The organism is Paraburkholderia sp. Ac-20347 (genome assembly GCF_017104805.1).
Taxonomy (GTDB): Bacteria; Pseudomonadota; Gammaproteobacteria; order Burkholderiales; family Burkholderiaceae; genus Paraburkholderia; species Paraburkholderia tropica.
This window is the reverse complement of the sequence record NZ_JAAGPN010000014.1, coordinates 40,784-61,207: the sequence shown is the minus strand read 5'-3', so window position 1 is coordinate 61,207 and position 20,424 is coordinate 40,784. Positions and strand designations below refer to the sequence as shown.

The following is a 20,424-nucleotide window of genomic DNA, read 5'->3' as shown; positions in this document are numbered from 1 at the left end:
TCTTATTCGATGACAAATATGCGGCGTGATACGTCTGATGCGCCAAAAATGTCCTTTTTGACGACAAAGTTGTCCTGACGTAAGTCAGTGCCTCCGATTATAGTGCCTCTGGGCCCGCTTTCGCGTCGCCTTGACCTGCCGTACTCCCCACGGTTTTGCCCATCGAGCGCCACCAAGAGCACGCATTATCGTCTGTTACTTTGTAATTACGAATCACTCTCATTCACATTTCTCGACAGCAGCGAGTCAATCACATGAAAACCGGGGTACGCGTTTCAAGCGCGTTGAGCAATGCCTTGCTGTTCTGCCTGCTGAGCGGCTTCCACGCCGCCCAGGCGCAAACCGCGACGACGACCAGCAGCACCACGAATAACAACGCCACCACGACCGGCACGGACGGCACGGACGGGCAGCTGCCCGCCGTCAAGGTGACGAGCAACCGCGGCAACCGCGCGACCGGGACGTCGGACGGCTATGTGGCCGTCACCTCGGTGTCGGCGACCAAGACCGATACGCCGCTGATCGAAACGCCGCAGTCGGTCTCCGTGGTCACGAGCGACCAGATGACCGCGCAAGGCGCGCAGAGCGTGGCCGAAGCGCTGCGCTACACCGCCAGCGTCACCTCGGAGATTCGCGGCGCCTCGGCCTCGGGCGCGCCCTATCTCTTCAGCCGCGGCTTCTACCTCGAACAGTTCCTCGACGGCGCGCGCATTCCGAGCGACGTCAGCTTCGGCTACGCGATCCCCAACTTCGACCCGTACGGTCTCGAACGCATCGACGTGCTGCATGGCCCGGCCTCGGTGCTCTACGGCCAGGCCAACCCCGGCGGCGTGGCCAATCTCGTCAGCAAGCAGCCGACGACCACGCCGATCCACGAAGTGTTCTTCACGACCGGCAGCCACAATCGCGTGCAGGCGGGCTTCGATCTGGGCGGCGCGCTGACCTCGGACGGCAAGCTCTCGTATCGACTGACCGGCACCGGCCTCGACTCGACCACGCAGGTGAACGGCACGCGCCAGAAGCGCATCTACATCGCGCCCGCCGTGACGTGGAAGCCCGACCAGAACACCACGCTCACGGTGCTCGCGAAGTATCAGCGCGATCCGGACGTGGGCTATTACAACTTCGTGCCCGCCGTCGGCACCGTGCTGTTCAATCCGGCCGGCAAGATCTCGTCGCATACCAACGTCGGCGATCCGGATTTCGATCATCACTCGCGCACGCAGCTCTCGCTGGGCTATCAGTTCGAGCACCGCTTCAACGAAACCTGGACGGTGCGCCAGAACACGCACTACACCTACGTGAAGGACGACTTCACCAACGTGTTCCCGTACGGCTACGCCTCGGGCTCGAACACGACGCTGAACCGCTACACGTTCTACAACCGCGAAACCGCGAAGGTCTTCACGATCGACAACCAGGCGCAGGCGAAATTCTCGACCGGCCCGGTCTCGCATACCGTGCTGGCCGGCTTCGACTTCCAGCGCGTGGTCTACGGCGAAGACGTGGGCGCGAACTTCGCGGCGTCCTCGCTCGACGTGTTCGATCCGATCTACGGCAACAACACGATGCCGTCCGAGACGTCATACGATCACATCCGCCAGAAGCAGCTCGGCGTGTACGCGCAGGACCAGATGGCGTTCGGCAAGTGGCGCTTCCTGATCGGCGCGCGTGAAGACTGGGTCGACGCCGACGACAACAACCCCGTCACCGCGACCTACGAGGCACAGTCGGCGCGCGCGTTCACGTGGCGCACCGGTCTCGTCTATCTGTTCGACAACGGCATCGCGCCTTACGCGAGCTTCTCGAAGTCGTTCGATCCGCAGGTCGGCGAACTGTATGGCGGCGGCATGGCCAAGCCCACCACCGCGCAGCAATACGAAGTGGGCGTGAAGTATCAGCCGACGGGTTACAACAGCTTCGTCACCGCGTCGCTCTTCAACCTGACCGAGCACAACGTGCTGACCGCCGACCTCGATCACTCGGGCTACTACACGCAGGCGGGCGAAGTGCGCGCGCGCGGGCTCGAACTCGAAGGCCACGCGAGCCTCACGAACGACCTGAACCTGATTCTCTCGTACACGTATCTGAACGACGTGACGACCGAGTCCAACGACACGGCGACCACCATCAGCGGCACCACCACGTCGCTGCAAGGCAAGAGCGTGTGGGGCATTCCGCGCCATACGGCGTCGGCGTGGCTCGACTACACGCTGCACGGCGGCCCGCTGCGCGGCCTCGGCTTCGCGGCCGATTCGACGCGCGGCCAGTTGCTCTACACGCAGCGCGGCGCGGCGCGCGTGCCGCTCTACGGCGGCTGCAACGACGCGGGCTATTTCACGGTGGTGTGCGCGCAGCATCCGCTGAACGCCGGCGGTTATGCAATGGACGGCAGCGGCCACGGCGACAGCTATGTGCAGGTCGTGAGCTTCGGCCCGCAAGGCGTGAACGCCGACACGATGCTCGCTCACTCGCTCTCGGACGATCCCGCTTCGCCGCATTTCATCGACGCGACGCGCGAGTTCGCGAGCGGCGCGTGGCAGCGTTTCCGTTTCACCGAAAGCGAGATCGAGGCCGATCCGGCCTTGTCGTCCACGCTGCTGGAAGCGGCGCCGTCGCGTTGAGGCGGCGTCGTCAGGCTCGCGCAATCGTTATTGCGCGAGCGTTCCCGGCTTGAGCGCCTTGTCAAAACCCGTGTAGGTGAATCCTGCAAACTTCGCGCCGATGTCGTTGCCGCTTCCATTGAGCGCGAGATAAAGCAGATACACCTGATAGTCGAGCAGCGATGCCGAACTTGATGTCGACGCCAGCGCGGCATCGGCCCGGCTGATCGCCTGGCTCAATTGCGTGTGCGCATCCTGCGTCACCCATTGTCGCGATGCGGGCACGTCCGAGCCGTCACGGCTGACCGTCGCGCTGGCCAGCCGCTGCTTTGCCGTCGCAATCGCCTTCGTCAGAAATGCGCGGCTGTTCGACGGACTGGTGATGGCCACCGGCGCGCCCTGCGCGGACGGCCAGGTCGTCGGCACCAGCCACAGGCTGACTTTCCAGCCATCGTGGTTGTTGTTCAGATGGAAATACTTCTGCGCATTGACGAATTCACCGGGGCGATTCGAAATCAATACGTTGTCTCGCGAGAAGCGCATGGCGTCCTGATAGACGGTGCCGCCGATATCGTAAGACTGGTGATCCGCGCCATCGACGAACAGGCCGTGCGCTTCTTTCGCACGCTGCATGATCCAACCATCCGGGCCGTACCAGAACAGCGCAATATCGCCGGTTTTGATGGTCTTGTCGAAATTCGCGGGCTTGATTGTCTCGCCCGACGTCGACGTGAAGTGCGCGCCGTCGAACACGCGTCCGTCGTTGGCTGTCTGGTTAGCCGTGTCGATATCGCCGCGATACACGCTGTAGCTGCCGTCGCCGTTGCGCGTGATGCGATTGACGGCGGTTCCTTCCTTGTAATCGGCTTCGATCAGATCGGTGTAGCCGTTGCCGGTCGTGTCGTACAAGCGGACTTCGAGTCCGGCGACGATGCCGCTCGCAACCGCAAGCGCAGCGGCTTGATAAGACGGTGCGGTTTTCTCGCCGTGAAAACCGCCTTTCCACGTCGCGGCGCTTGCATCGTAATAGAGCCACGGCACCTGGTTCACGCGGAATCCATCCGGATACGCTTTGGCATACGCCGAGGCCGTGCCGGGCATCGCATAGCCGTTGATGAAGAATTTCCCTGCGGCGATGACCGCTGCCACGCCGGCTTCAGCGTTGCCTTGCTGGAAGAGCGTGTCGTACTGCGGGTTCGTGACCGATGAGCTGTCGGTTCCCATGCTGAGCACGATGGCCTTGAGCAGCGTCTTTTTACTCGCGCTGGCCGATTCCGTCGCTCCGTTGCCGGACGCAAAAACCGTCAGCGGCAATATCGCCAGCAACAGGCTCGCGATGATTCTGCTGGTGAAACGCATACGTGTCTGTCTGAATCAAGAATGAACGGCGCGGCCGTCGTGGCGGCCGCGCCGTGTTGCCGGTTTCAGTCGTGGTGTCTACGAGCGGATTACCACTCGATCACCACCTTGCCGAAGTGACCGCCGCTTTCCTGAAAACGGAATGCATCGGCGAGTTGTTCGAGACCGAAGCTACGATCGAGCACCGGGCGAATGCGTGTCTGCTCCAGCGCGGCGACGAAGTCCTGCTGCTGCTGGCGGCTTCCGACAATCAGCCCTTGCAGACGGGCCTGTTTCGCCATGAGCACCGAAGTCGGCACATCGCCTTGACGGCCCGTGAGCACGCCGATCAGCGAAATATGGCCGCCCACGCGCACGGCGTCGATCGACTGGGCGAGCGTGCCCGGGCCGCCGAGTTCGACGACGTGATCCACGCCACGGCCGCCCGTCAATTCGCGCACGGCGCGGCCCCATTCGGGCGTCGTGCGGTAATTGACGCCGTCGTCCGCGCCCAGTCCACGCGCACGCGCGAGTTTGTCGTCCGACGAGGACGTCACGATTACGCGCGCGCCCATCGCCTTGGCGATCTGCAAGGCGATGATCGACACGCCGCCGGTGCCGAGCGTGAGCACGGTGTCGCCCGCTTTCAACTGGCCGTCGCCGACCAGCGCGCGCCATGCGGTCAGTCCCGCAGTCGTGATCGTCGCCGATTCAGCATGCGTCCAGCCGCGCGGCGCGTGCGTGAACGCATTGGCGGGGCGAACTGCATATTCCGCTGCGAAGCCGTCGATGCCGTCGCCCGGCGTGCCCTGGAAATTGCCGACCTCGGCGAACGCGGGACCGGCGGGCCAGTGCGGAAAGAAACACGACACCACGTGATCGCCGGGTTTGAATTCGCTCACGCCTGTGCCGACGGCTTCCACCACGCCCGCGCCGTCGGCCATCGGCACGCGGCCGTCGTCGGTGGGAATGCCGCCGTTGGCGACCAGCAGATCGTGAAAGTTCAGCGAACTCGCGTGCAGCTTCACGCGGATTTCGCCCGCAGCGGGTTGCCCCGGATCGGGCAGGTCGGCCAGTTGCAGGTGATCGAGGCCACCTGGCTTACGTACCACGATCGCTTTCATGCCTGTTTCACCTTGCGTGCGGCGGCGACGAGGCCGTCGAGCCAGTCCTGATGACCGTTGATCATCGGATTCGGCTTCGTGTTATGCAGTTCGACTGCGGGCTTGCCCTTCTGGCTTTCCTGCGTGAGGATGCGCACGCGTTTGCCGTCGAGATCCTCGACGAGCCACGCATGGATCACATCGAGACGCGAATCGCCTTCGCCCGCCCAGCCATGCCACGCCACCCGGCCTGGCTGTCCGTTGGCCGGCGCGACATATTCGGTGCATTGCGATTCGACGGGAAAGCCGAACGTCTCGAAGTAAAAGCGCACGCCGTTTTCGAGCACGGGGCCTTTGCCGTCGTGGAAGCGAATATTCGCGGAGTTCGCGTAATACTCCGGCCAGCGCGCGGGGACGCTCAGCAGCGGCCAGACGTCGGCGGCGCTCAAGCCCGCGACGATCACTTCGTTCGAGCAGAAGTTGTCGGTGAAGCCGGGGGTATAGCCCTCGGGCCAGATGATCGCATTCATTTGCATGGCATTGCTCCTTCGAGCGCCGGCGCGATACGTCCGGCGCGAATTCAGTGAACCAGCAACGAGTCGTATGGTGACACGTTGCCGAAAAGCGCTGCGCCATGATGGCCGGTTCGCTGAAATAGATCCAATCGGATGTTCGTATTTTTGTCATTACGAACGATGATATCTGGAGCGAATCGGCGCGATTGCGCCGTGCTGTCGTGGCCTGCGTAGCTGATATCAGCACGCTTGATACGATGGATATCGATATCTGATTGGCGCTGCACGCCGCGCGGCAGCATCATGCTGTCGAATACTTTCTACGACTTTCAACGCGGCATGAACCGGTCGTGCGCGGCGTGTGCATGGCGCGATCTTCACGGACTCAAGATGAAAAACATTGCATTTCTCGGCCTCGGCGCCATGGGTTCCCGCATGGCCAACAAGCTGCTTGGCGCGGGGTTTGCCGTTACGGTCTGGAATCGTTCGGCGGCGGCGTGTGACGCATTGGTCGCGGCAGGCGCGAAGCGCGCGGATACGCCGCGGCAAGCGGCGGCGAACGCGGACTGCGTGATCGCCATGGTGCGCGACGATGATGCTTCGCGCGCCGTCTGGTGCGATGACGCGACGGGCGCATTCGGCGGCATGTGCGAAGGGGCGATTGCGATCGACAGTTCGACGCTCTCGCCTGACTGGACGCGCGAACTCGCGGCAGCGGCGCGCGCGCAGGGCATCGCGTTTCTCGAAGCGCCGGTGTCCGGTTCGCGTCCTCAGGCCGAGGCGGGACAACTGGTGTATTTCATCGGCGGCGAAACGGCGCATATCGAGCGTGCGGCTGACGTGCTGCGCGCGATGGGCTCGGCGCTTCATCATGTCGGCGAGGTGGGCGCGGGCGCGCTAACCAAACTTGCGACCAATTCGCTGCTCGGCGTTCACGTGACCGCGCTGGCGGAAATCGTCGGCATGCTCGGCAAGCAGGGCGCGGATGCGCGTGCGATCTTGAGCGCGATTTCAGGCACGTCCGTTTGGGCGCCCGTCGATCATTACCTGTCGGGGAGCATGCTGGCGGGCGAGTTTCGTCCGCAATTCCCGATTGGCCTGATCGCGAAAGACTTTGGTTATGCGCTGGCGCAAGCGGGCTCCGTCGCGTCGACATTGTCCGCCGCGCGCAGCGTGTTCGATGACGCGATCGCCAAGGGCTTGAGTGAGGAGAACATGACGGCGGTGGTGCGTCTGTTCGATGCCGAATCGGCGCGAATCGAATGAAAGACGCCGCTGGGCGGGACGACGCAACGCAGCGGACGATGTAGATAAGGCGCTGACGTGTTCAGCAACGTCAGCGCATGGATGGCGGGCGGAGGCGCTCTAAGTCACACCACCGGCACTTGTTCTAGCGATGATTCGTCTCGCACGGCGAGGCGCGTCAGGTTGAACAACAGCAGTTCTATCGCAACGAGTGCAATCGCCGCATAGCCGATCGCACCGAAGCCAATGAACTTGACCAGCGTGCCGCCGAGAAAAGGTGCGATGGCCGCGCCCACCATCAGCATCGCGGGCGTGGCCGCCACCGCGCGTCCGCTCGGGTCCAGTCGGGCCAGCAGACCAAATGCAAAGGTGTGCGTGAACAGAATCGTGAATGCCATCAGCGCCCCGGAAGCGGCGAACAACACATAACTCTCGGTATGCGTCACGATCATGGCGAACACCGCCTGCATGATCGGCCCGAGTGAAATCACCGTGGTCGCCTTGATGCGCTTTTCGAGCAAACCGGCCAACGGCGCGGGAAAGAGCGTGACGATCCCATAGAGCACGAGCGCCAGCGTCACCATCTCGCGCCCAAAACCGCGTGCGATGCCGATGCGTTCGTAAAAGCTCAGCGTCATCGCCTGGGTCATCGCGAGCAGGGCGATGCCGACGATCGAGCACCAGACCGCGCGCGAAAGCGGTTGAACGCGCGCCGACGAAACCGGTCGATGCTCATCGTCCTGGCGGCTCGGACGCGGGAAAGACAGCACGCCCATCACCGCGGCCAGTGCCATGATTGCAGCAAAGCCCATGAACAAGGTCGCGCCGCCGAATCTGGCCAGCAAGCCCGGCGCGCCGCCCAGAAACACGATGCCGAATATCCCGATCGACAATCCGGACCATGCAAAAACGCGGTGCGGATTGAGCGCGCGCCCGATGGTGCCGTGCGTAAAACTGAGCGCGGTTCCCGCCGCCAGGCCGCCTGCGAAATGCAGGGGCGCCAGCGTGATCATGCTCGTCTGGCCGTAACACAGCGCGAACGCTAGCGACGCAATCGCAAAGCCCGCGACGGCGGCCCACCGCGCGTTCACGCGATTGAAGCGCGATGCAAAGAATACACTCGACAAGGACGCGCCGATCAGAAACAGCGTCGGCAAGGTGCCGGCCTGTTGCGGATTGAGACGATAGTACGCGACCAGTGTGCCGACCCACAACGGCAGCGCGACCAGATCCAGCATGCCGGCGCAATGGGCAATCATCAGCGCGGCCATGCCTCGGGCGCTTTCGATTTTCGGGAGTTGGCTTGCCTGTTGCATGTTCGTCTCCTTGTCAGAACGCATGAATCCAGCGCAGATTCACGTGCGTGCCAGAGTAGGTGTTACGTTCGACGACGGGGAAATAGAGGTTGGCAAAGACGAAGTCATGTCGACTGATGGTCCACTCGGCGCCCGGGCCCAGCGAGAGATTCGCCGTGCGGGCCGCGGCCTGGCTCGCGCCGTTGACGCGGTCGTCGGTGATCTGGCGGAACCAGAAGCCGTTCAGGCCCACTTCGAGATTCGGCAAGATTTTGTAGGCCGCCGCGAAATTGGCCCACACCGCCTGGCCCGCCTGAAAGTTCATCATGTCGGGCACTTCGAAGGGGTTATTGATGCCCGGATTGGTGTTCTTCAGGTTGTACAGATAGTGCATACGCACCGACACTTCGGTCTGCGGCGTAGGCAGAATCGTCACCGACCAGTACGGATTGAGCGACCAGAAGTTCGAGCCCGGATTGACGAGCCGGTTCGGATCGTACGCGCCCGTGGGCGCAATGACGTCGAACTCGAAACGCTGCACAAAAACCGGGCGACCGTTGCTGATCACGGGCGCCATCTGCAAGAACGGACCGAAGGTAATGTCGCCGACACCGGAACGCGAGGTCAGCGTGGGCGCGTAGGGATTGAATTCGGTCGAGTGCGAATTCAGCCAGGCAACCGGCAGCATCGCCGTGAACCCGAGCGAGCCGCCGAGAATATGAATCGGCGACGTATAGACGATCTGCGGCATCCAGACCAGCGCGTTGAGCTGCGCGTCCTTGAACGCCGGGCTGCGCGCGCCCGTGTTCGTATAGAAGTTCGTGTTGTGTTCGTACTGGAGGAGTTGAATGCTCGTCCAGCCCGGCTCCGTCGAGCCGAATGCGTCGTTGAACGTCGTGGCGCCGAGGTCGATGCCGGCCGGTTGATAGGTCGACGCCTGCCCGAGGCATGACATCGCGGCCAATGTGGCGCCCACGACGGCCTGCCCGACTCGACCGAATCTGCTGTGATATCCGATTTCGTTTGTCATGCTGTCTCCTTTATATAGTAGTACTGTTTATTGCATGTCAATCAACGTCTTCGTCGATGGCGAACGGTCCGCGACGATCCCGTCGCGGCCGTTTCTTATGATTAAATACTTCGTAGTCCGATTAAAATGAACGACTCTTCATCCGTTCATTCACGGATTGCTTCAGGCTGGTTCAACTGCTGCCGTCACCTCGCCGGTTATCGGCTCGATGACGCGAAAGGCAGAACGAGGCGCGACAGATGCGTTGCATCCCGGTAAATGGTGTGACTCACGGCGCGGCCAACGGGCAGATGGAACGCGTCGGGCGGCAACAGCGAGTTGTGCTCATCCACCATCGGCTCGTTGCACATCAGCTCGACCACCAGCTTGTGTCCGGGCTTGAACTCATTGGCGAACGGATAGAGCCGAATCACGTATTCGTTGATCACGCCAGGCTCGACCGGCACGCTGCGGGTGTGCGGATGGTACGGATTGCCTTCGGTGGTCCGCTCGTCGAGTTCGCGATGCGACGCCTTGAGAAAACCCGTCGTGACGAGTTGACGCTTGCCGGTCGGCGCTTCGTCCCACATGCGCAGAATGAAGTTCGTGTCGTCCTGATCGATGGCCGCGTAGAGATGCGCCGCGCCCACGCCATGCACCGACGTCGCGCTCTGGAACGGCTCGGTGGACCACGTCAGTTTTTCGACCTTGTCGACGACCGTCAGCGGCGCCTGATAGAAGCCGTCCGCATGCGCATGCTCCGCATCGAGCGGCTCGGGTTCGAACGCCAGCTTGCTGCGCGTACGCAGATACAGCGAGCGGTATTCGACGGGCGTGACGGGCCAATGCTCGCCGCTCATCCACTGGCGGCTGCCTTCGACATGCACCTTCACCGGCGGCTCGTCCATGATGCCGTTGTCGATACCCTTGAGCCAGTAGTCGTACCAGCGGAACATGGTGTCGTGCTCGTCCACCCACGGGCGCGTCTGCATCGGCGGATACGGCCCGATCTCCAGCTTCTTTGGGCCGTTGAGCACGTCGAAAAGCTCGAGGGTTCCATCGACGGTCCAGCCGCGGCCCTGGTTGATCTGCAGATACACCGGGATGTCGATGTTGCTCGCCAGGTTGATCGGATTCTGTTCTTCGTACCACTCGCCGTCGAGGTGATTGGTGACGATGTCGAACCACGATTCATGGTGAATCGGATAGTTCAGCACATGCACGAGGTTCGGCCAGGCCGCGACGTCGGGATCGGCGAGACGCTCGGCCACGCGCTGGCGAACCTCTTCCTCGGAGTACGCTTCCAGCATGCGCGACTTGTGCCGATGCGTGAACGCCCAGCCCGAATCGCCGCCGCGGCCTTCGCGCGCCGCGCGCGGCATGAACCACATCACGCCGCCGTGATAGGTCGTCTCATAGAAGTCGAAGTGACCGCCGCTGACGAAAATGGCCTTGAGATGGGGCGGCCGTTCGGCGGCGGCAAAAATCTGCATGGAGCCGAAATACGAAATGCCGATCATGCCGACGACGCCGTTGCACCACGGCTGCGCGGCGACCCATTCGATGAAGTCGTACGCGTCCTGCCCGAGCGGCACGCCGCCCGCGTTGTAGTTGCCGATGTGTTCGCCTTCGGAAGCGCCCGAGCCGCGCACATCGCCGATCACGTGCACGTAGCCTTCCTTCACCACGCGCGCGATGTCACCGGCTTCGATGCAGCCGTCCCACAGCGGAGAAGGGCGGCGCTGCGGCGGCATGGTGAGCGCCAGCGCCTGAAGTTCTTTGCCGTAAGGGCTCAGTGCGACCAGCGCCGGACGCGGCTCGTCGCCTTTGGCGTGATAGGCATCGGCAGCCAGATGAACGCCGTCGCGCATCGGAACGCGCAGGTCTTTGTGTACGACGATCATGACCGATAACCCTTGTGGAAGTAGCCGTGCATAGTGGTGAAAAACGGAGAGGGTTCGAGCGTGGGATCGCCCTCGTAGCGCAGGTATTGCGCGATACAGCAGAAGGGCGAACAGGAGGCTTTCGCAACGGCGTCGCCGTCGAGGCCGAATTGTTCGGTGGCGGCGCGCACGCGGGCCTCGATGTCGAGGCTTTCCTGGATCTTTGCGGCCGCCTGTTCGCGATCGAGCACCACGCCGAGCGATTCGGCGTTCTGGCTGCGATAGGGATGGCCGAGGAACAGGCGGTTCGGCTTTACGTGATCGCGCAGGTGCAGCAGGCTCGCGCGGTACGCGTCCGGATCGGCGTAGCTCGGAAAGCCGTTGGCGGCGCCGTGAATCTGCACCGTGTCGCCGACGAAAACGTCCCGCTGGCCTTCCACCACGTACGCGACCGATCCGGCCGTGTGGCCTGGAACGGAATGCACCGTGATCTTCACGTCCGGTCCCAGCGAGATTTCATCGCCGTGGCGCACGATCACGTCGGGTTCCATTTCGCCGGAGATCGCGGCCTCGCAGGCGGCCGTCAACTTCGCTTCCGCGCCCGCGTCGTCGATATAGCGGCCGCGCGCGGCCAGATACTCGTCGACATGCGTGCGGCGGGAACGAAGGAACGGCGCGTCCGCTTCGTGAATCACGATTTTGGCTTTGCGGCCCGTGAGTTCCCACAGCGCGTGCGCGCCGCCGATATGGTCGATGTGTCCGTGCGTCAGCAGAATCCAGCGCACGTCTTCGATGCGCCGGCCCAGTTGCGCGAGCGCCGGCGCGATGCCGTTGGCGGGCGAAGCGGCGATGCCCGTATCGACAATCGCCGGTTCGCTGCCGTCGATGAAAAAGCTGTAGAGACCAAAGCGTCCCCACTGCGAGAACAGCGGGTGGATATCGACGGTTTTCATCGTTGAGGATTCCGGATGAAATCGGCCGTCTCGGCGAATACGCCCTGAAACTCGGGAAGCCAGGCGAAGTACTGGACAAAGCCATGCGCCGCCGACTCGTAGCGATGCACCTTCACGGGGACGCCCGCCTGCTTCAGGTCGTGGCCATACAACTCGCCCTCGTCACGCAGCGGATCGCACTCCGCCGTGATGATGAGCGCCGCGGGCAGTCCGGTCAGATCTTTACGCTTGATCGGCGAGACCAGCGGGTTGGCGGGCTCGGCGCCGCTGTCGATGTAGAACGCGTTGAACGGTTTCAGCGACGCGGTCTCCAGACCGTTGCCGACGGCGTTGGTCTTCAGCGACGCGTAGCGCTCGACATCGAAGTCGAGATCGAGCGACGGGTAATAGAGCACCTGATGCGTGATGCAGTTCAGGCCCGCATCGAGCGCCATCGCGGTGACGGCGGCCGCGAAGTTGCCGCCCGAACTGTCGCCGGCCACCACCAGCGTCTCGCCATTCCAGCCGATGCCGCTCTCCGGCTCGCGGCCATGCTGTGCGATCCACTCAAGCGCGGCGTAGCAGTCGTTCAGACCCGCGGGAAACGCATGTTCGGGCGCCAGCCGGTAATCGACCGCCACGACGGCGCATTGCGCCGCATTGGCCAGCGCGCGCGCAATGTGATCGTGCGTGTTGAGGCTGCCGAGAAAGAATGCGCCGCCGTGGAAATACACGAGCAGCGGATGCTTGTCCGCCGCCGTCGGCTGGTAGACGCGCACGGGCACGTCACCGGTCGTCGTCGGCAAGATCCGGTCGGTGACGGCGTGCACGGGCAGGCGCTGCTCCATGGGCGCAACGTGGCTTTCGTCGGCCGCGCGCATGGCGACCGGATTGAGCGGTCCCGGCGGCGGGGGCGGCAGGGAAGCGATGAACTGGGCAACCTGAGGATGAAGGGCCATGATTTAGCTCCGTGCGGCGAGTTCGCCTTGATGCTGGCTCGGGAAGACGCTTTGGACTTCGTTCTCGCTCCAGCTTTGGCGCGACAGACGTTGAAGTTCGTCGGTGACGGGCTTGCGGCTGGCCTGGAATTGCGCCAGCGCTTGCGGAATCGAATCGGCTTCGCGCAGGCAGGCGGCGAGTGCGCCGGCGTCCAGCACCGCCGAGTTCGCGCCTTGTCCCTGATGGTGCAGCATCGCGTGCGCCGCATCGCCGATCAGCACGACCGAATTCGAGTGCCACGTCGGCACCGGGTCGATGTCGTACACGGCGCGCAGGTTCACCTTGTCCATGTCGAGTCCCTCGGTGATCGCCACCAGTTGCGGATCGAAGCCCGCCACGACCTTCAGCAACTGTTCCTTGCTCGCCACCGGCGCGGGCGTGGAGTCGGTCGCGAGGCACGTGACGTCGAACGACACTTCGTCGCGATGACGCAGCGGCAGCAAATAGATCTTGGTGCCGTGACCCACGTACATGCGCAGGTTGCCGTCGTCCACGAGACCGCAGGTGTCCGCCGCCGGAATGACGGCGCGATACGCGTGTTCGCCCGCGAAAACCGGCGGCTTGTCGCTGAACAGATGCTGGCGCACCTGCGAGCGAATGCCGTCGGCGCCGACGATCAGATCGGCCGTCACGCTCACGCCGTTCGCGAAGACCGCCGTGGCGCTAGTGCCGTTATCGACGATCTGGCTCAGACGGTGATTCAGCTTCACCATGCCTTCGGGCAGCACGCCCAGCAGCGCGTCGATAAAGTCGCCACGATGCACGAAGCGCGTGGTCGCGCCGAAGGCTTCTTTTTCGGGCCACTCTTCCATCGCGATGCGTTGGCCGAGTGCCGTGAGGATTTCGAAATAATCGCTCGCCGACGTCACGGCGGCGATGCGCTCGAATATCCCGAGCTTGCGGAACTGATCCATCGTGGAGGGACGCAGGCCGATCCCGGCACCGACCTCTTTCACTTCTTGCGCCTGCTCGTAGACCGTCACCGTGGCGCCGGCCTGGCTCAGCGCCAGCGCGGCCGTGGCGCCGGCATAACCGGCGCCGATCACGGCGATATTCAGGTTCTTCAAATTACCGGGTGTCATGATGTGTCTCTTGAGTTGATTGTTCTGTCAATGCTGCGGGTTCGGCGTCAGGGCGAGGAACTCGGCCGTGTTCTGCACGAACAGCTGGTCGATGACCGCGTCCTCGACGCCTTCGGCGCGCAGGTCGGGCAAGAGCTGTTCGAACAGATAATTCACGGTGTGGCCCTTCACGCCTGGCCAGCCGAGCGGCGAGCAGTTCGCATCCGCCGAGGCCAGCACCTGCTTCACCAGACCGGTGTTGAGGAAGCGCAGGAAGTGCTTGAGACGCTCCTGACGATGGCGGCCCCAGAACGGCGGATCGGGCAATTCGAGGTCGTATCCGAAGGTGTCGAAGCCAATCCGGCCGCCCGCGTCCAGAATGCCTTTCTCGTTGACGAGACCTTGACTGACGCCATCGTCGGCGTGGCCGAACAGCACGCGATGGCAGGGCAGTTCTTCTTCCGCGAAGATGTTCAGCGCCGGCGCGGAGTCGACGGCGAGGTGGGTGAAAATCGGCGCGCCCGTGATGCGCGAGGCGCGCGCCGCCGCGCGATAGATGCGCAGGTCGAGCTCCTTCATCTTGAAGCCGCGGCTCACGCCCACCTTGATGATCCCGGCCTTCGCGCCCGTATCGCCGATACCGACCGTGATCTCGTGCACGAACTGGTCGGTCAGATACTCGACGCTCGCGCGCTCGAAGAACGGCAACGCGGTGTCGCCGCCGACGAAGCCCGTGCTCGCGACGATGTGCACGCCGGTCTTGTCGGAGAGCGACTTGTAGTAGTCGATGTCGCGGCCGTTGCAGATGCCCGTGGCTTCCACGAAGGTCGCCGCGCCCCACGGTTTCGTGTTCTCGTGAAACTGGCGCAGCTTCGGCACCGTCTCTTCATAACGCTGCTCCGGCGTCTTCCACCAGCGGCTGTCGAGCTCGCAACCGGGCATGCCGTAGCCGATGTGTTCGTGGATCGCAACAAAGCCAAGCTCCGCCGCCGAAATCGTGCCCAGCACTGTATTTACGCGTGTCATTTGGCTTCCCCGTTGACGCTCAGGAGTTGGGCGGTGTTGGTCATCAGAATGTGGGCGATGTGTGCCTGCGACACGCCGGCCGCCTCGAGCATCGGCGCGAATGTCGTCAGCACGTCGCAGTAGGGCAGATCGTTGCCGGTTTCGCCGAACGCGATGCCGGTGGCGCTCGACGAGAGCACGATGCGATCGACGTGGCCTGCTTCGATCAACGCGACGATCAGGTCGACGCGCTCGGCGTCGGTGATGTAGAGCGGGTCGGTCGAACCAATGTGGTCGATGCCGACGCGCACGCCCGCGCGTGCAACCGCCATCGGCCAGTCTTTGGCGACGGCGTCGCGGCGATCCATGCCGCCCATGACCAGACGATCCGGGTTCAGCGCTTCGTCGAGCGCGAGCTGCATGTCTTCCAGCGCGTCGGCGCCGTATCGGATGAAGACGGGCACGCCGTAGGTCGAACCGGCGCGCGCCGCGCCGCGCACGAGGCTGCCGTCGGTCGGCGTCATGCCGCTGCGGGTCACCGCCGTGGCGACGAGGCCCGCGGGCGCACGGCGCTCGAAACGCGGCACCACCATGCCTTCGTTCACTTCGCGGCCGAACATCTCGGCGAACTTCGCGGCCGGCCAGGGCGCGGGCGGATTGGTCTGCGGCGTCAGAAAGTAGCCGCCGAGCATGGCTTCCGGACCTTGCCCGGTCGACGCGACGATATGCACGCCGGTCGCGCGTGACAGCGCTTCGTAGAGGCGCAGATCGCGCCCCTCGAACATGCCGCTCGCGTCGACGATCGCGCCGCCGCCTGCCGCCTTGAACGCGCGCAGCTTGGCCGCGATGGCGTCGAAGATCTCGGCGCGATCGAACTTGAGGTCATAGGCGTACTGCGCGCCAGGCAACACGTACAGCAGCGATTCGCTGATCAGCGTGATGCCCAGTTCGCGGGCGTCGACGGGGCCGAGCACCGTGTTGACGGTCCCGGCCTCGACGCCGCCGTCGTTGCGCGCGGCAAGGATGAGGGACGTGAAGGGCAGCGTCGGTTCCGGGACGCCCTGGCTGTGTTTAACGCACATGTCGGCCTCCGAGGGACTCAGGGCTGCGATGCACGTCGCCAGCGATAGAAACGGTCATGCGACTCAAGAGGATGTCTCCTGTTCATTGATTACAATGTTGTATTGTTATGACAAAGCACCGGGCAAAAAAAACCGTCAGCGGCTCAGGCCGAAGGCGTACTTGAAGTCTTCGGCGCGGTGTACCGCCCGACGCCAGCCGCCGGGATGCCCGTCACTGCTGAATAGCGTCGTCTCGGCGACCAGCACCGGCGCGCCAACGTCGACTTCGAGCGCCTGCGCCTCTTCCGGACTCGCGCCCGACGCCCAGATGTGCTGCTCGCCGCGCGTGTACACGACGCCCAGCGCCTGCTCGATCAGCGCGAACACGGTGCCGACGCGCTCGAGATCTTCGATCGACGGCGCAAAGTCCGGCGGCGTGCAAAGGTAAGTGCAGGCCCAGACCAACGGCGCGCCTTTGACCGAAATGACGCGCTGGAGATAAAGCAGCTTCTCGGGCGAGGTGAGGCCGAGCGCCTCCATGACGGCTTCGGGCGGTTCGACGCGCTGCAGGCCGGTTACGCGCGAGGTCGGCGTCAAGCCTTGCTCGGTGAGGTAGCGGGTCAAACCACCCAGTTCGAGCGCCGGAGGCAGGCGCACATTCACGCCGTGAACGGGAAACGTGCCTTTGGCGCGCTGGCGAACGACGTAGCCCTCGTCGACCAGTTCCTTGAGCGCCTGACGAATCGGCGCCCGACTCACATGGAACCGTTTCATCAGGCTGGCCTCCGTCAAGGCCGGCGCGGTCGCGCTGCCCGCACCCTGCAGCTCGTTGATCAGGATCTGCTTGATCTGGCTGTACAGGGGAATCGTCGAAATCCGGTCGATGGTCTGTTGCATGTCAGGATATTGGTACACGGTTGTACCAATAATATTGTTATGCCAAAGTGATGTCAACTTGAACCTGAAAACAGGCGCGGTGATCGGCGGCGAACCTCGGGCCGCGCGCCCGCGCGCGAAGTCTCGACTTCGTGGTGCATAAACTCGCCGATGCCTGTTTTCGTGCGCACCAGATTAGCCCGCGCGTGACGTGCAGGTCGATGCAATGACTTGGAGGACGATGCGCGCGGCCGCAACTGACGGTGGCGCTGTGTGCGCGCCAGCGTGAACGCTCACGCTGGCGATGATGGAGAAGAAAGCCCTGCGAACGCGCTTTAGCGCGCCCGATTACGCCAGATCTCGTGACCCGCGCAGATGGCGAGAAACACGCCCAGCAGAATCGCGCCCACCGAAGCCGACTGCACGTCGGCGTTCGCGGCGCTGTCGTTGCCGAGCGCGCGCAACCAGAGTCCGGCGCCCGCCGCCGTCGCAGCGAGTCCAACGGCCAGGCCGGTCACGGCCAGCGTCGTGCGCTCGCGCGCTTCGTGTAGTGATTTCATCATCTCGATCCCCGACGAACGTATTCAGTAATCATCGGGAGCAAGCAAGTAGCGTGCCCCACCTGATGACGATACGCCGCCGGAAATCGCACGACATCCGCGGACAAAAATAGCCGCCGCGAAAAACATGCGAAAAACGCATGAAGGGCGCGCGACGCCGTTACCGGCGCTCGCTGCCCGTCGCGCGTTTTTGTTGATACATGGACGTGTCGGCGCGCACCAGCAGGTCGTCGACCGAGCCGTCGAAGTCGCCGCCGGCCGCCGCGTTGCCCACGCTGCAGCGCAGTTCGTAGGGCTTGCGCGCCGTGCGGTTGAACACGTCGAGCTGCGAGCGGATACGCTCGATGGCGTGCAGCGTGCCCGCTTCGTCGGCGTCGCCGAGCAGGACCGCGAACTCGTCGCCGCCCAGTCGCCCGATTACATCGCCTTCGCTCAGTGCGGTCAGCATGATCGTTGCGAACGCAATGAGTGCGCGGTCGCCTTCGGCATGGCCGTAGGTGTCGTTGATCTGCTTGAAGCCGTTGAGGTCGAGATAAAGCAGCGAGACCGGCTGCTGCGCGCTGCGGCGCATGCGCAGCGATTGCTCGGCGAGCTGCTTGAAGCCGCGCCGGTTCGAGAGGCCGGTGAGCTCGTCGGTGGTCGCGAGCTGCGTGGCGGCGATTTCTTCCTGCGCCATGTCCGCGAGATCGCGCAGCACGACGCGTTCTTCGTCGTCGAATTCACGCGGCCGGCTGTCGATCAGACAGAGCGTGCCGATGCGCATCTGATGCCCGGCCGACAGCGGACAGCCCGCATAGAAGCGGATGTTCGGCACGCCCGTGACGAGCGGGTTGTCGGCGAAGCGCACGTCCGTACGCGCGTCGCTGACGAAGAAGAGGTCGTCGCCGAGAATCGCGTGGCCGCAGAACGAGACGTCGCGCGGCGTTTCGGAAACGTCGAGGCCAGGATGAGACTTGAACCATTGACGCCCCGTATCGACGAGCGTGACCGCCGCGATGGGAACGTTGAACAGGCGTCGTGCGAGGCGCGTGATGCGGTCGAAGCGTTCCTCGGGCTGGGTGTCGAGTAACTGGAACGACCGCAGAATTTCCACACGCTCCGCTTCGTTTTCCGGTGCAGAAGGTCGAAGCATGGATGAGGGCGAAGTGAAAAAAGGAGTTTCGATTCTAACGCCTGGCGTGCGCGGGACGCGCGTTATGTGCCGGCGCGGTGGTTGTGATGTTCGTGTGCTGATCGGTGTACAGCGCTGCCTTTCGAAACGACTGCAAAACTGGCTGCGTCCGCAAGCAGGATCGAATGCTGGACGAATCGCTTAAATCGCGAGGCTCGAACAGTTAGGCCGCGGCCGCGTGAAGCGATTCGCAGGTCTCGAACAGCAACGCGCGTGCCCAGCGCCGCGCCGGATCGCGATGCGTGCGCTCGTGCCACGCGGCGGTCTTGGTGAAGCCCGGAATCTCGAGCGGCGCGGGCAGCACCGCGAGACCTTCGGCGCGTTGCGCGAGCCGCTGCGGGACCACGGCGATCAGATCGCTCGCGCGCAGGATTTCGGGCAGCACGAGAAAGCTCGTGACCGAGAGCGCGACGCGGCGCGCGCGGCCATGCTGCGCGAGCGCTTCGTCGGTGACGCCGTGAAAGCTGCCGCCCGTGTACGACACCAGCGCGTGATCGAGCGCGCAGAAACGCGCGAGCGTGATGCGTCCGCGCGCGGCATCGGGATGATCGGCGCGCATCACGCAGACATAGCGTTCGTCGAATAGACGCCGCGCGTGCAGATCGGCGGGCGTGCTCTCGGGCGTGACGAGCGCCACGTCGACGTCGCCGCGCGCCAGTTGCGCATGCAGCGACGGATCCTGCACCGGCACCACGGCCACGCGAATGCCCGGCGCTTCGCGACGCAGCACCGCGAGATACGGCGCGACCACGGCTTGCAGCGCGTAGTCGGTCGCGGCGAGCGTGAGCGTGAAGTCGGCGCTCGCGGGATCGAAGGCTTGCGGCGTGAGCAGCGTTTCCACTTCGCCGAGAATCTGCTTGAGCGGCGCGACGAGTTCGAGCGCGCGCAGCGTCGGCGCGATGCCGCGTTGCGTGCGGATGAAGAGGGGATCGTCGAAGGCTTCGCGCAGGCGCACGAGCATGCCGCTCACGGCGGGTTGCGTGAGCGCGAGACGGCGCGCGGCGCGCGTGACGTTGCGTTCGTCGAGCAGAGCGTCGAGCGCGCGCAGCAGGTTCAGATCGATCGTCCTGATATCGGCAGGCATGATTTCAGATTGCGGAAGTCATCGGAATGAATGATTTCAGCATAGCGGCTTGCATGCTTGCCGTCCAGTGCGAGGCGTCGGCGGCATCGTCAATCGATGGGTTACGATGAAGGCCCGCCGCCCGTGTTTTCCATCACCAGGAGCCCGTTCGTGCCGTCCGCCGATTTCGCCATCCGTCCCGTCGAGGCCGCCGATCATGCCGAGTGGCTCGCGCTCTGGCAGGCCTATTGCCGCCACTACGAGGTGACGCTCGACGAGCGCGTGAATGCGCGCACGTGGGCGCGTATCGCCGATCCGGCGGAGCCGATTCACGCGCTGATCGCGCACGGGGAGGACGGCGAGCCGCTGGGTCTGTGCAACTACGTGCTGCATCCGAACACCTGGAGCGATCAGACGGTCTGCTATCTGGAGGATCTGTACGTGGCGCCGCAGGGACGCAGAAAGGGTGTCGCCACGGCTTTCATCGAGCGCCTGCGCGAGATCGGCGAGCGCGAGAACTGGTTTCGCATTTACTGGATCACGAACGACGCAAACGAAGCGGCGCAGGCCGTGTACGACCGCGTCGCCACGCGCAGCGGCCATATCCGCTATGAAATCGCGCTGGCGAAAAAATAAGCATCGCGAACGAATTGCCGAGGCATAAAAAAACGCCCTCGCAGCGTGAAGCTGCAAGGGCGTTTTGCG

The 20,424-nt window shown here is 63.8% G+C and carries 20 protein-coding genes; 4 read left to right on the top strand and 16 right to left on the bottom strand.

Translation table 11 applies throughout. The annotated features are described in order from the left end of the window. The first annotated feature begins 254 nt into the window (after window positions 1–254). On the top strand, window positions 255–2,624 hold the full coding sequence (locus G3N97_RS04845) for a TonB-dependent siderophore receptor (RefSeq protein WP_205992189.1): 2,370 nt from the start codon (window positions 255–257) through the stop codon (window positions 2,622–2,624). Window positions 2,625–2,651: 27 nt separating this feature from the next. On the opposite strand, the gene G3N97_RS04840 is transcribed toward G3N97_RS04845, so the two are convergent. After that, the gene (locus G3N97_RS04840) at window positions 2,652–3,827 is read right to left on the bottom strand and encodes a hypothetical protein (protein WP_205992188.1); all 1,176 of its coding nucleotides are present in this window, start codon (window positions 3,825–3,827) and stop codon (window positions 2,652–2,654) included. Between G3N97_RS04840 and G3N97_RS04835 the strand changes: the two genes are divergently transcribed. Then, window positions 3,826–3,987 (top strand): hypothetical protein, encoded by a 162-nt coding sequence (locus G3N97_RS04835; protein ID WP_205992187.1) that lies wholly within the window; start codon window positions 3,826–3,828, stop codon window positions 3,985–3,987. The genes G3N97_RS04840 and G3N97_RS04835 overlap by 2 nt on opposite strands. Window positions 3,988–4,051: 64 nt before the next feature. On the opposite strand, the gene G3N97_RS04830 is transcribed toward G3N97_RS04835, so the two are convergent. Genes G3N97_RS04830 through G3N97_RS04820 form a run of 3 tightly spaced genes read right to left on the bottom strand, consistent with a single transcriptional unit; the run spans window position 4,052 to window position 5,864 of the window. Further along, window positions 4,052–5,065 carry an NAD(P)-dependent alcohol dehydrogenase gene (locus G3N97_RS04830; RefSeq protein ID WP_205992186.1) on the bottom strand — a complete coding sequence of 338 codons (1,014 nt, stop codon included), beginning with the start codon at window positions 5,063–5,065 and terminating at the stop codon, window positions 4,052–4,054. Next, window positions 5,062–5,574 (bottom strand): SRPBCC domain-containing protein, encoded by a 513-nt coding sequence (locus tag G3N97_RS04825; protein WP_205992198.1) that lies wholly within the window; start codon window positions 5,572–5,574, stop codon window positions 5,062–5,064. Before G3N97_RS04825 ends, G3N97_RS04830 begins: the two co-directional genes overlap by 4 nt. 50 nt (window positions 5,575–5,624) lie before the next feature. Beyond that, window positions 5,625–5,864, bottom strand: coding sequence for a hypothetical protein (locus tag G3N97_RS04820; RefSeq protein ID WP_205992185.1), 240 nt, complete (start codon window positions 5,862–5,864; stop codon window positions 5,625–5,627). Here G3N97_RS04820 and G3N97_RS04815 point away from each other — a divergent pair. After that, window positions 5,863–6,825, top strand: coding sequence for an NAD(P)-dependent oxidoreductase (locus G3N97_RS04815; RefSeq protein WP_346778018.1), 963 nt, complete (start codon window positions 5,863–5,865; stop codon window positions 6,823–6,825). The two genes, G3N97_RS04820 and G3N97_RS04815, sit on opposite strands and share 2 nt — an antisense overlap. A 104-nt stretch (window positions 6,826–6,929) precedes the next feature. On the opposite strand, the gene G3N97_RS04810 is transcribed toward G3N97_RS04815, so the two are convergent. From G3N97_RS04810 to G3N97_RS04755, 12 genes are all read right to left on the bottom strand, one after another. After that, window positions 6,930–8,120 (bottom strand): MFS transporter, encoded by a 1,191-nt coding sequence (locus tag G3N97_RS04810; protein ID WP_205992184.1) that lies wholly within the window; start codon window positions 8,118–8,120, stop codon window positions 6,930–6,932. 13 nt (window positions 8,121–8,133) lie between these two features. After that, complete coding sequence (locus G3N97_RS04805) at window positions 8,134–9,129, bottom strand: transporter (RefSeq protein ID WP_205992183.1); 996 nt, start codon at window positions 9,127–9,129, stop codon at window positions 8,134–8,136. A 197-nt stretch (window positions 9,130–9,326) separates the two neighbouring features. Further along, the gene (locus G3N97_RS04800) at window positions 9,327–11,012 is read right to left on the bottom strand and encodes a CocE/NonD family hydrolase (RefSeq protein ID WP_205992182.1); all 1,686 of its coding nucleotides are present in this window, start codon (window positions 11,010–11,012) and stop codon (window positions 9,327–9,329) included. Next, window positions 11,009–11,944 (bottom strand): MBL fold metallo-hydrolase, encoded by a 936-nt coding sequence (locus tag G3N97_RS04795; protein WP_205992181.1) that lies wholly within the window; start codon window positions 11,942–11,944, stop codon window positions 11,009–11,011. Before G3N97_RS04795 ends, G3N97_RS04800 begins: the two co-directional genes overlap by 4 nt. Next, window positions 11,941–12,882: an alpha/beta hydrolase gene (locus G3N97_RS04790; RefSeq protein WP_205992180.1), complete on the bottom strand. Its 942-nt coding sequence runs from the start codon at window positions 12,880–12,882 to the stop codon at window positions 11,941–11,943. The genes G3N97_RS04795 and G3N97_RS04790 overlap by 4 nt, the downstream gene beginning before the upstream one ends. Window positions 12,883–12,885: 3 nt before the next feature. Continuing rightward, on the bottom strand, window positions 12,886–14,004 hold the full coding sequence (locus tag G3N97_RS04785; protein ID WP_205992179.1) for an FAD-dependent monooxygenase: 1,119 nt from the start codon (window positions 14,002–14,004) through the stop codon (window positions 12,886–12,888). Between the two features lie 27 nt (window positions 14,005–14,031). Next, on the bottom strand, window positions 14,032–15,009 hold the full coding sequence (locus G3N97_RS04780; protein ID WP_205992178.1) for a phosphotriesterase: 978 nt from the start codon (window positions 15,007–15,009) through the stop codon (window positions 14,032–14,034). Then, window positions 15,006–16,070 (bottom strand): phosphotriesterase, encoded by a 1,065-nt coding sequence (locus tag G3N97_RS04775; protein ID WP_205992177.1) that lies wholly within the window; start codon window positions 16,068–16,070, stop codon window positions 15,006–15,008. Before G3N97_RS04775 ends, G3N97_RS04780 begins: the two co-directional genes overlap by 4 nt. 135 nt (window positions 16,071–16,205) lie before the next feature. After that, complete coding sequence (locus tag G3N97_RS04770) at window positions 16,206–17,003, bottom strand: GntR family transcriptional regulator (RefSeq protein WP_205992176.1); 798 nt, start codon at window positions 17,001–17,003, stop codon at window positions 16,206–16,208. Window positions 17,004–17,260: 257 nt separating this feature from the next. Further along, window positions 17,261–17,485 carry a DUF202 domain-containing protein gene (locus G3N97_RS04765; protein ID WP_205992175.1) on the bottom strand — a complete coding sequence of 75 codons (225 nt, stop codon included), beginning with the start codon at window positions 17,483–17,485 and terminating at the stop codon, window positions 17,261–17,263. 160 nt (window positions 17,486–17,645) lie between these two features. After that, on the bottom strand, window positions 17,646–18,617 hold the full coding sequence (locus G3N97_RS04760) for a sensor domain-containing diguanylate cyclase (RefSeq protein ID WP_205992174.1): 972 nt from the start codon (window positions 18,615–18,617) through the stop codon (window positions 17,646–17,648). A 202-nt stretch (window positions 18,618–18,819) separates the two neighbouring features. Beyond that, entirely contained in the window at window positions 18,820–19,740 is a 921-nt protein-coding gene (locus G3N97_RS04755) for a LysR family transcriptional regulator (RefSeq protein WP_205992173.1), read from the bottom strand. 150 nt (window positions 19,741–19,890) lie between these two features. Here G3N97_RS04755 and G3N97_RS04750 point away from each other — a divergent pair, with 150 nt between their 5' ends. Next, window positions 19,891–20,355, top strand: coding sequence for a GNAT family N-acetyltransferase (locus tag G3N97_RS04750; protein WP_205992172.1), 465 nt, complete (start codon window positions 19,891–19,893; stop codon window positions 20,353–20,355). Window positions 20,356–20,424: the final 69 nt, after the last annotated feature.

Bases quoted from the DNA above. Each gene is read 5' to 3' on its own strand.
- G3N97_RS04755 (WP_205992173.1), bottom strand. From the start codon at position 19,740: ATGCCTGCCGATATCAGGACGATCGATCTGAACCTGCTGCGCGCGCTC.
- G3N97_RS04775 (WP_205992177.1), bottom strand. From the start codon at position 16,070: ATGTGCGTTAAACACAGCCAGGGCGTCCCGGAACCGACGCTGCCCTTC.
- G3N97_RS04820 (WP_205992185.1), bottom strand. From the start codon at position 5,864: ATGATGCTGCCGCGCGGCGTGCAGCGCCAATCAGATATCGATATCCAT.
- G3N97_RS04825 (WP_205992198.1), bottom strand. From the start codon at position 5,574: ATGAATGCGATCATCTGGCCCGAGGGCTATACCCCCGGCTTCACCGAC.
- G3N97_RS04790 (WP_205992180.1), bottom strand. From the start codon at position 12,882: ATGGCCCTTCATCCTCAGGTTGCCCAGTTCATCGCTTCCCTGCCGCCC.
- G3N97_RS04785 (WP_205992179.1), bottom strand. From the start codon at position 14,004: ATGACACCCGGTAATTTGAAGAACCTGAATATCGCCGTGATCGGCGCC.
- G3N97_RS04795 (WP_205992181.1), bottom strand. From the start codon at position 11,944: ATGAAAACCGTCGATATCCACCCGCTGTTCTCGCAGTGGGGACGCTTT.
- G3N97_RS04765 (WP_205992175.1), bottom strand. From the start codon at position 17,485: ATGAAATCACTACACGAAGCGCGCGAGCGCACGACGCTGGCCGTGACC.
- G3N97_RS04845 (WP_205992189.1), top strand. From the start codon at position 255: ATGAAAACCGGGGTACGCGTTTCAAGCGCGTTGAGCAATGCCTTGCTG.
- G3N97_RS04830 (WP_205992186.1), bottom strand. From the start codon at position 5,065: ATGAAAGCGATCGTGGTACGTAAGCCAGGTGGCCTCGATCACCTGCAA.
- G3N97_RS04835 (WP_205992187.1), top strand. From the start codon at position 3,826: ATGCTGAGCACGATGGCCTTGAGCAGCGTCTTTTTACTCGCGCTGGCC.
- G3N97_RS04780 (WP_205992178.1), bottom strand. From the start codon at position 15,009: ATGACACGCGTAAATACAGTGCTGGGCACGATTTCGGCGGCGGAGCTT.
- G3N97_RS04840 (WP_205992188.1), bottom strand. From the start codon at position 3,827: ATGGGAACCGACAGCTCATCGGTCACGAACCCGCAGTACGACACGCTC.
- G3N97_RS04800 (WP_205992182.1), bottom strand. From the start codon at position 11,012: ATGATCGTCGTACACAAAGACCTGCGCGTTCCGATGCGCGACGGCGTT.
- G3N97_RS04815 (WP_346778018.1), top strand. From the start codon at position 5,863: ATGCTGTCGAATACTTTCTACGACTTTCAACGCGGCATGAACCGGTCG.
- G3N97_RS04805 (WP_205992183.1), bottom strand. From the start codon at position 9,129: ATGACAAACGAAATCGGATATCACAGCAGATTCGGTCGAGTCGGGCAG.
- G3N97_RS04760 (WP_205992174.1), bottom strand. From the start codon at position 18,617: ATGCTTCGACCTTCTGCACCGGAAAACGAAGCGGAGCGTGTGGAAATT.
- G3N97_RS04810 (WP_205992184.1), bottom strand. From the start codon at position 8,120: ATGCAACAGGCAAGCCAACTCCCGAAAATCGAAAGCGCCCGAGGCATG.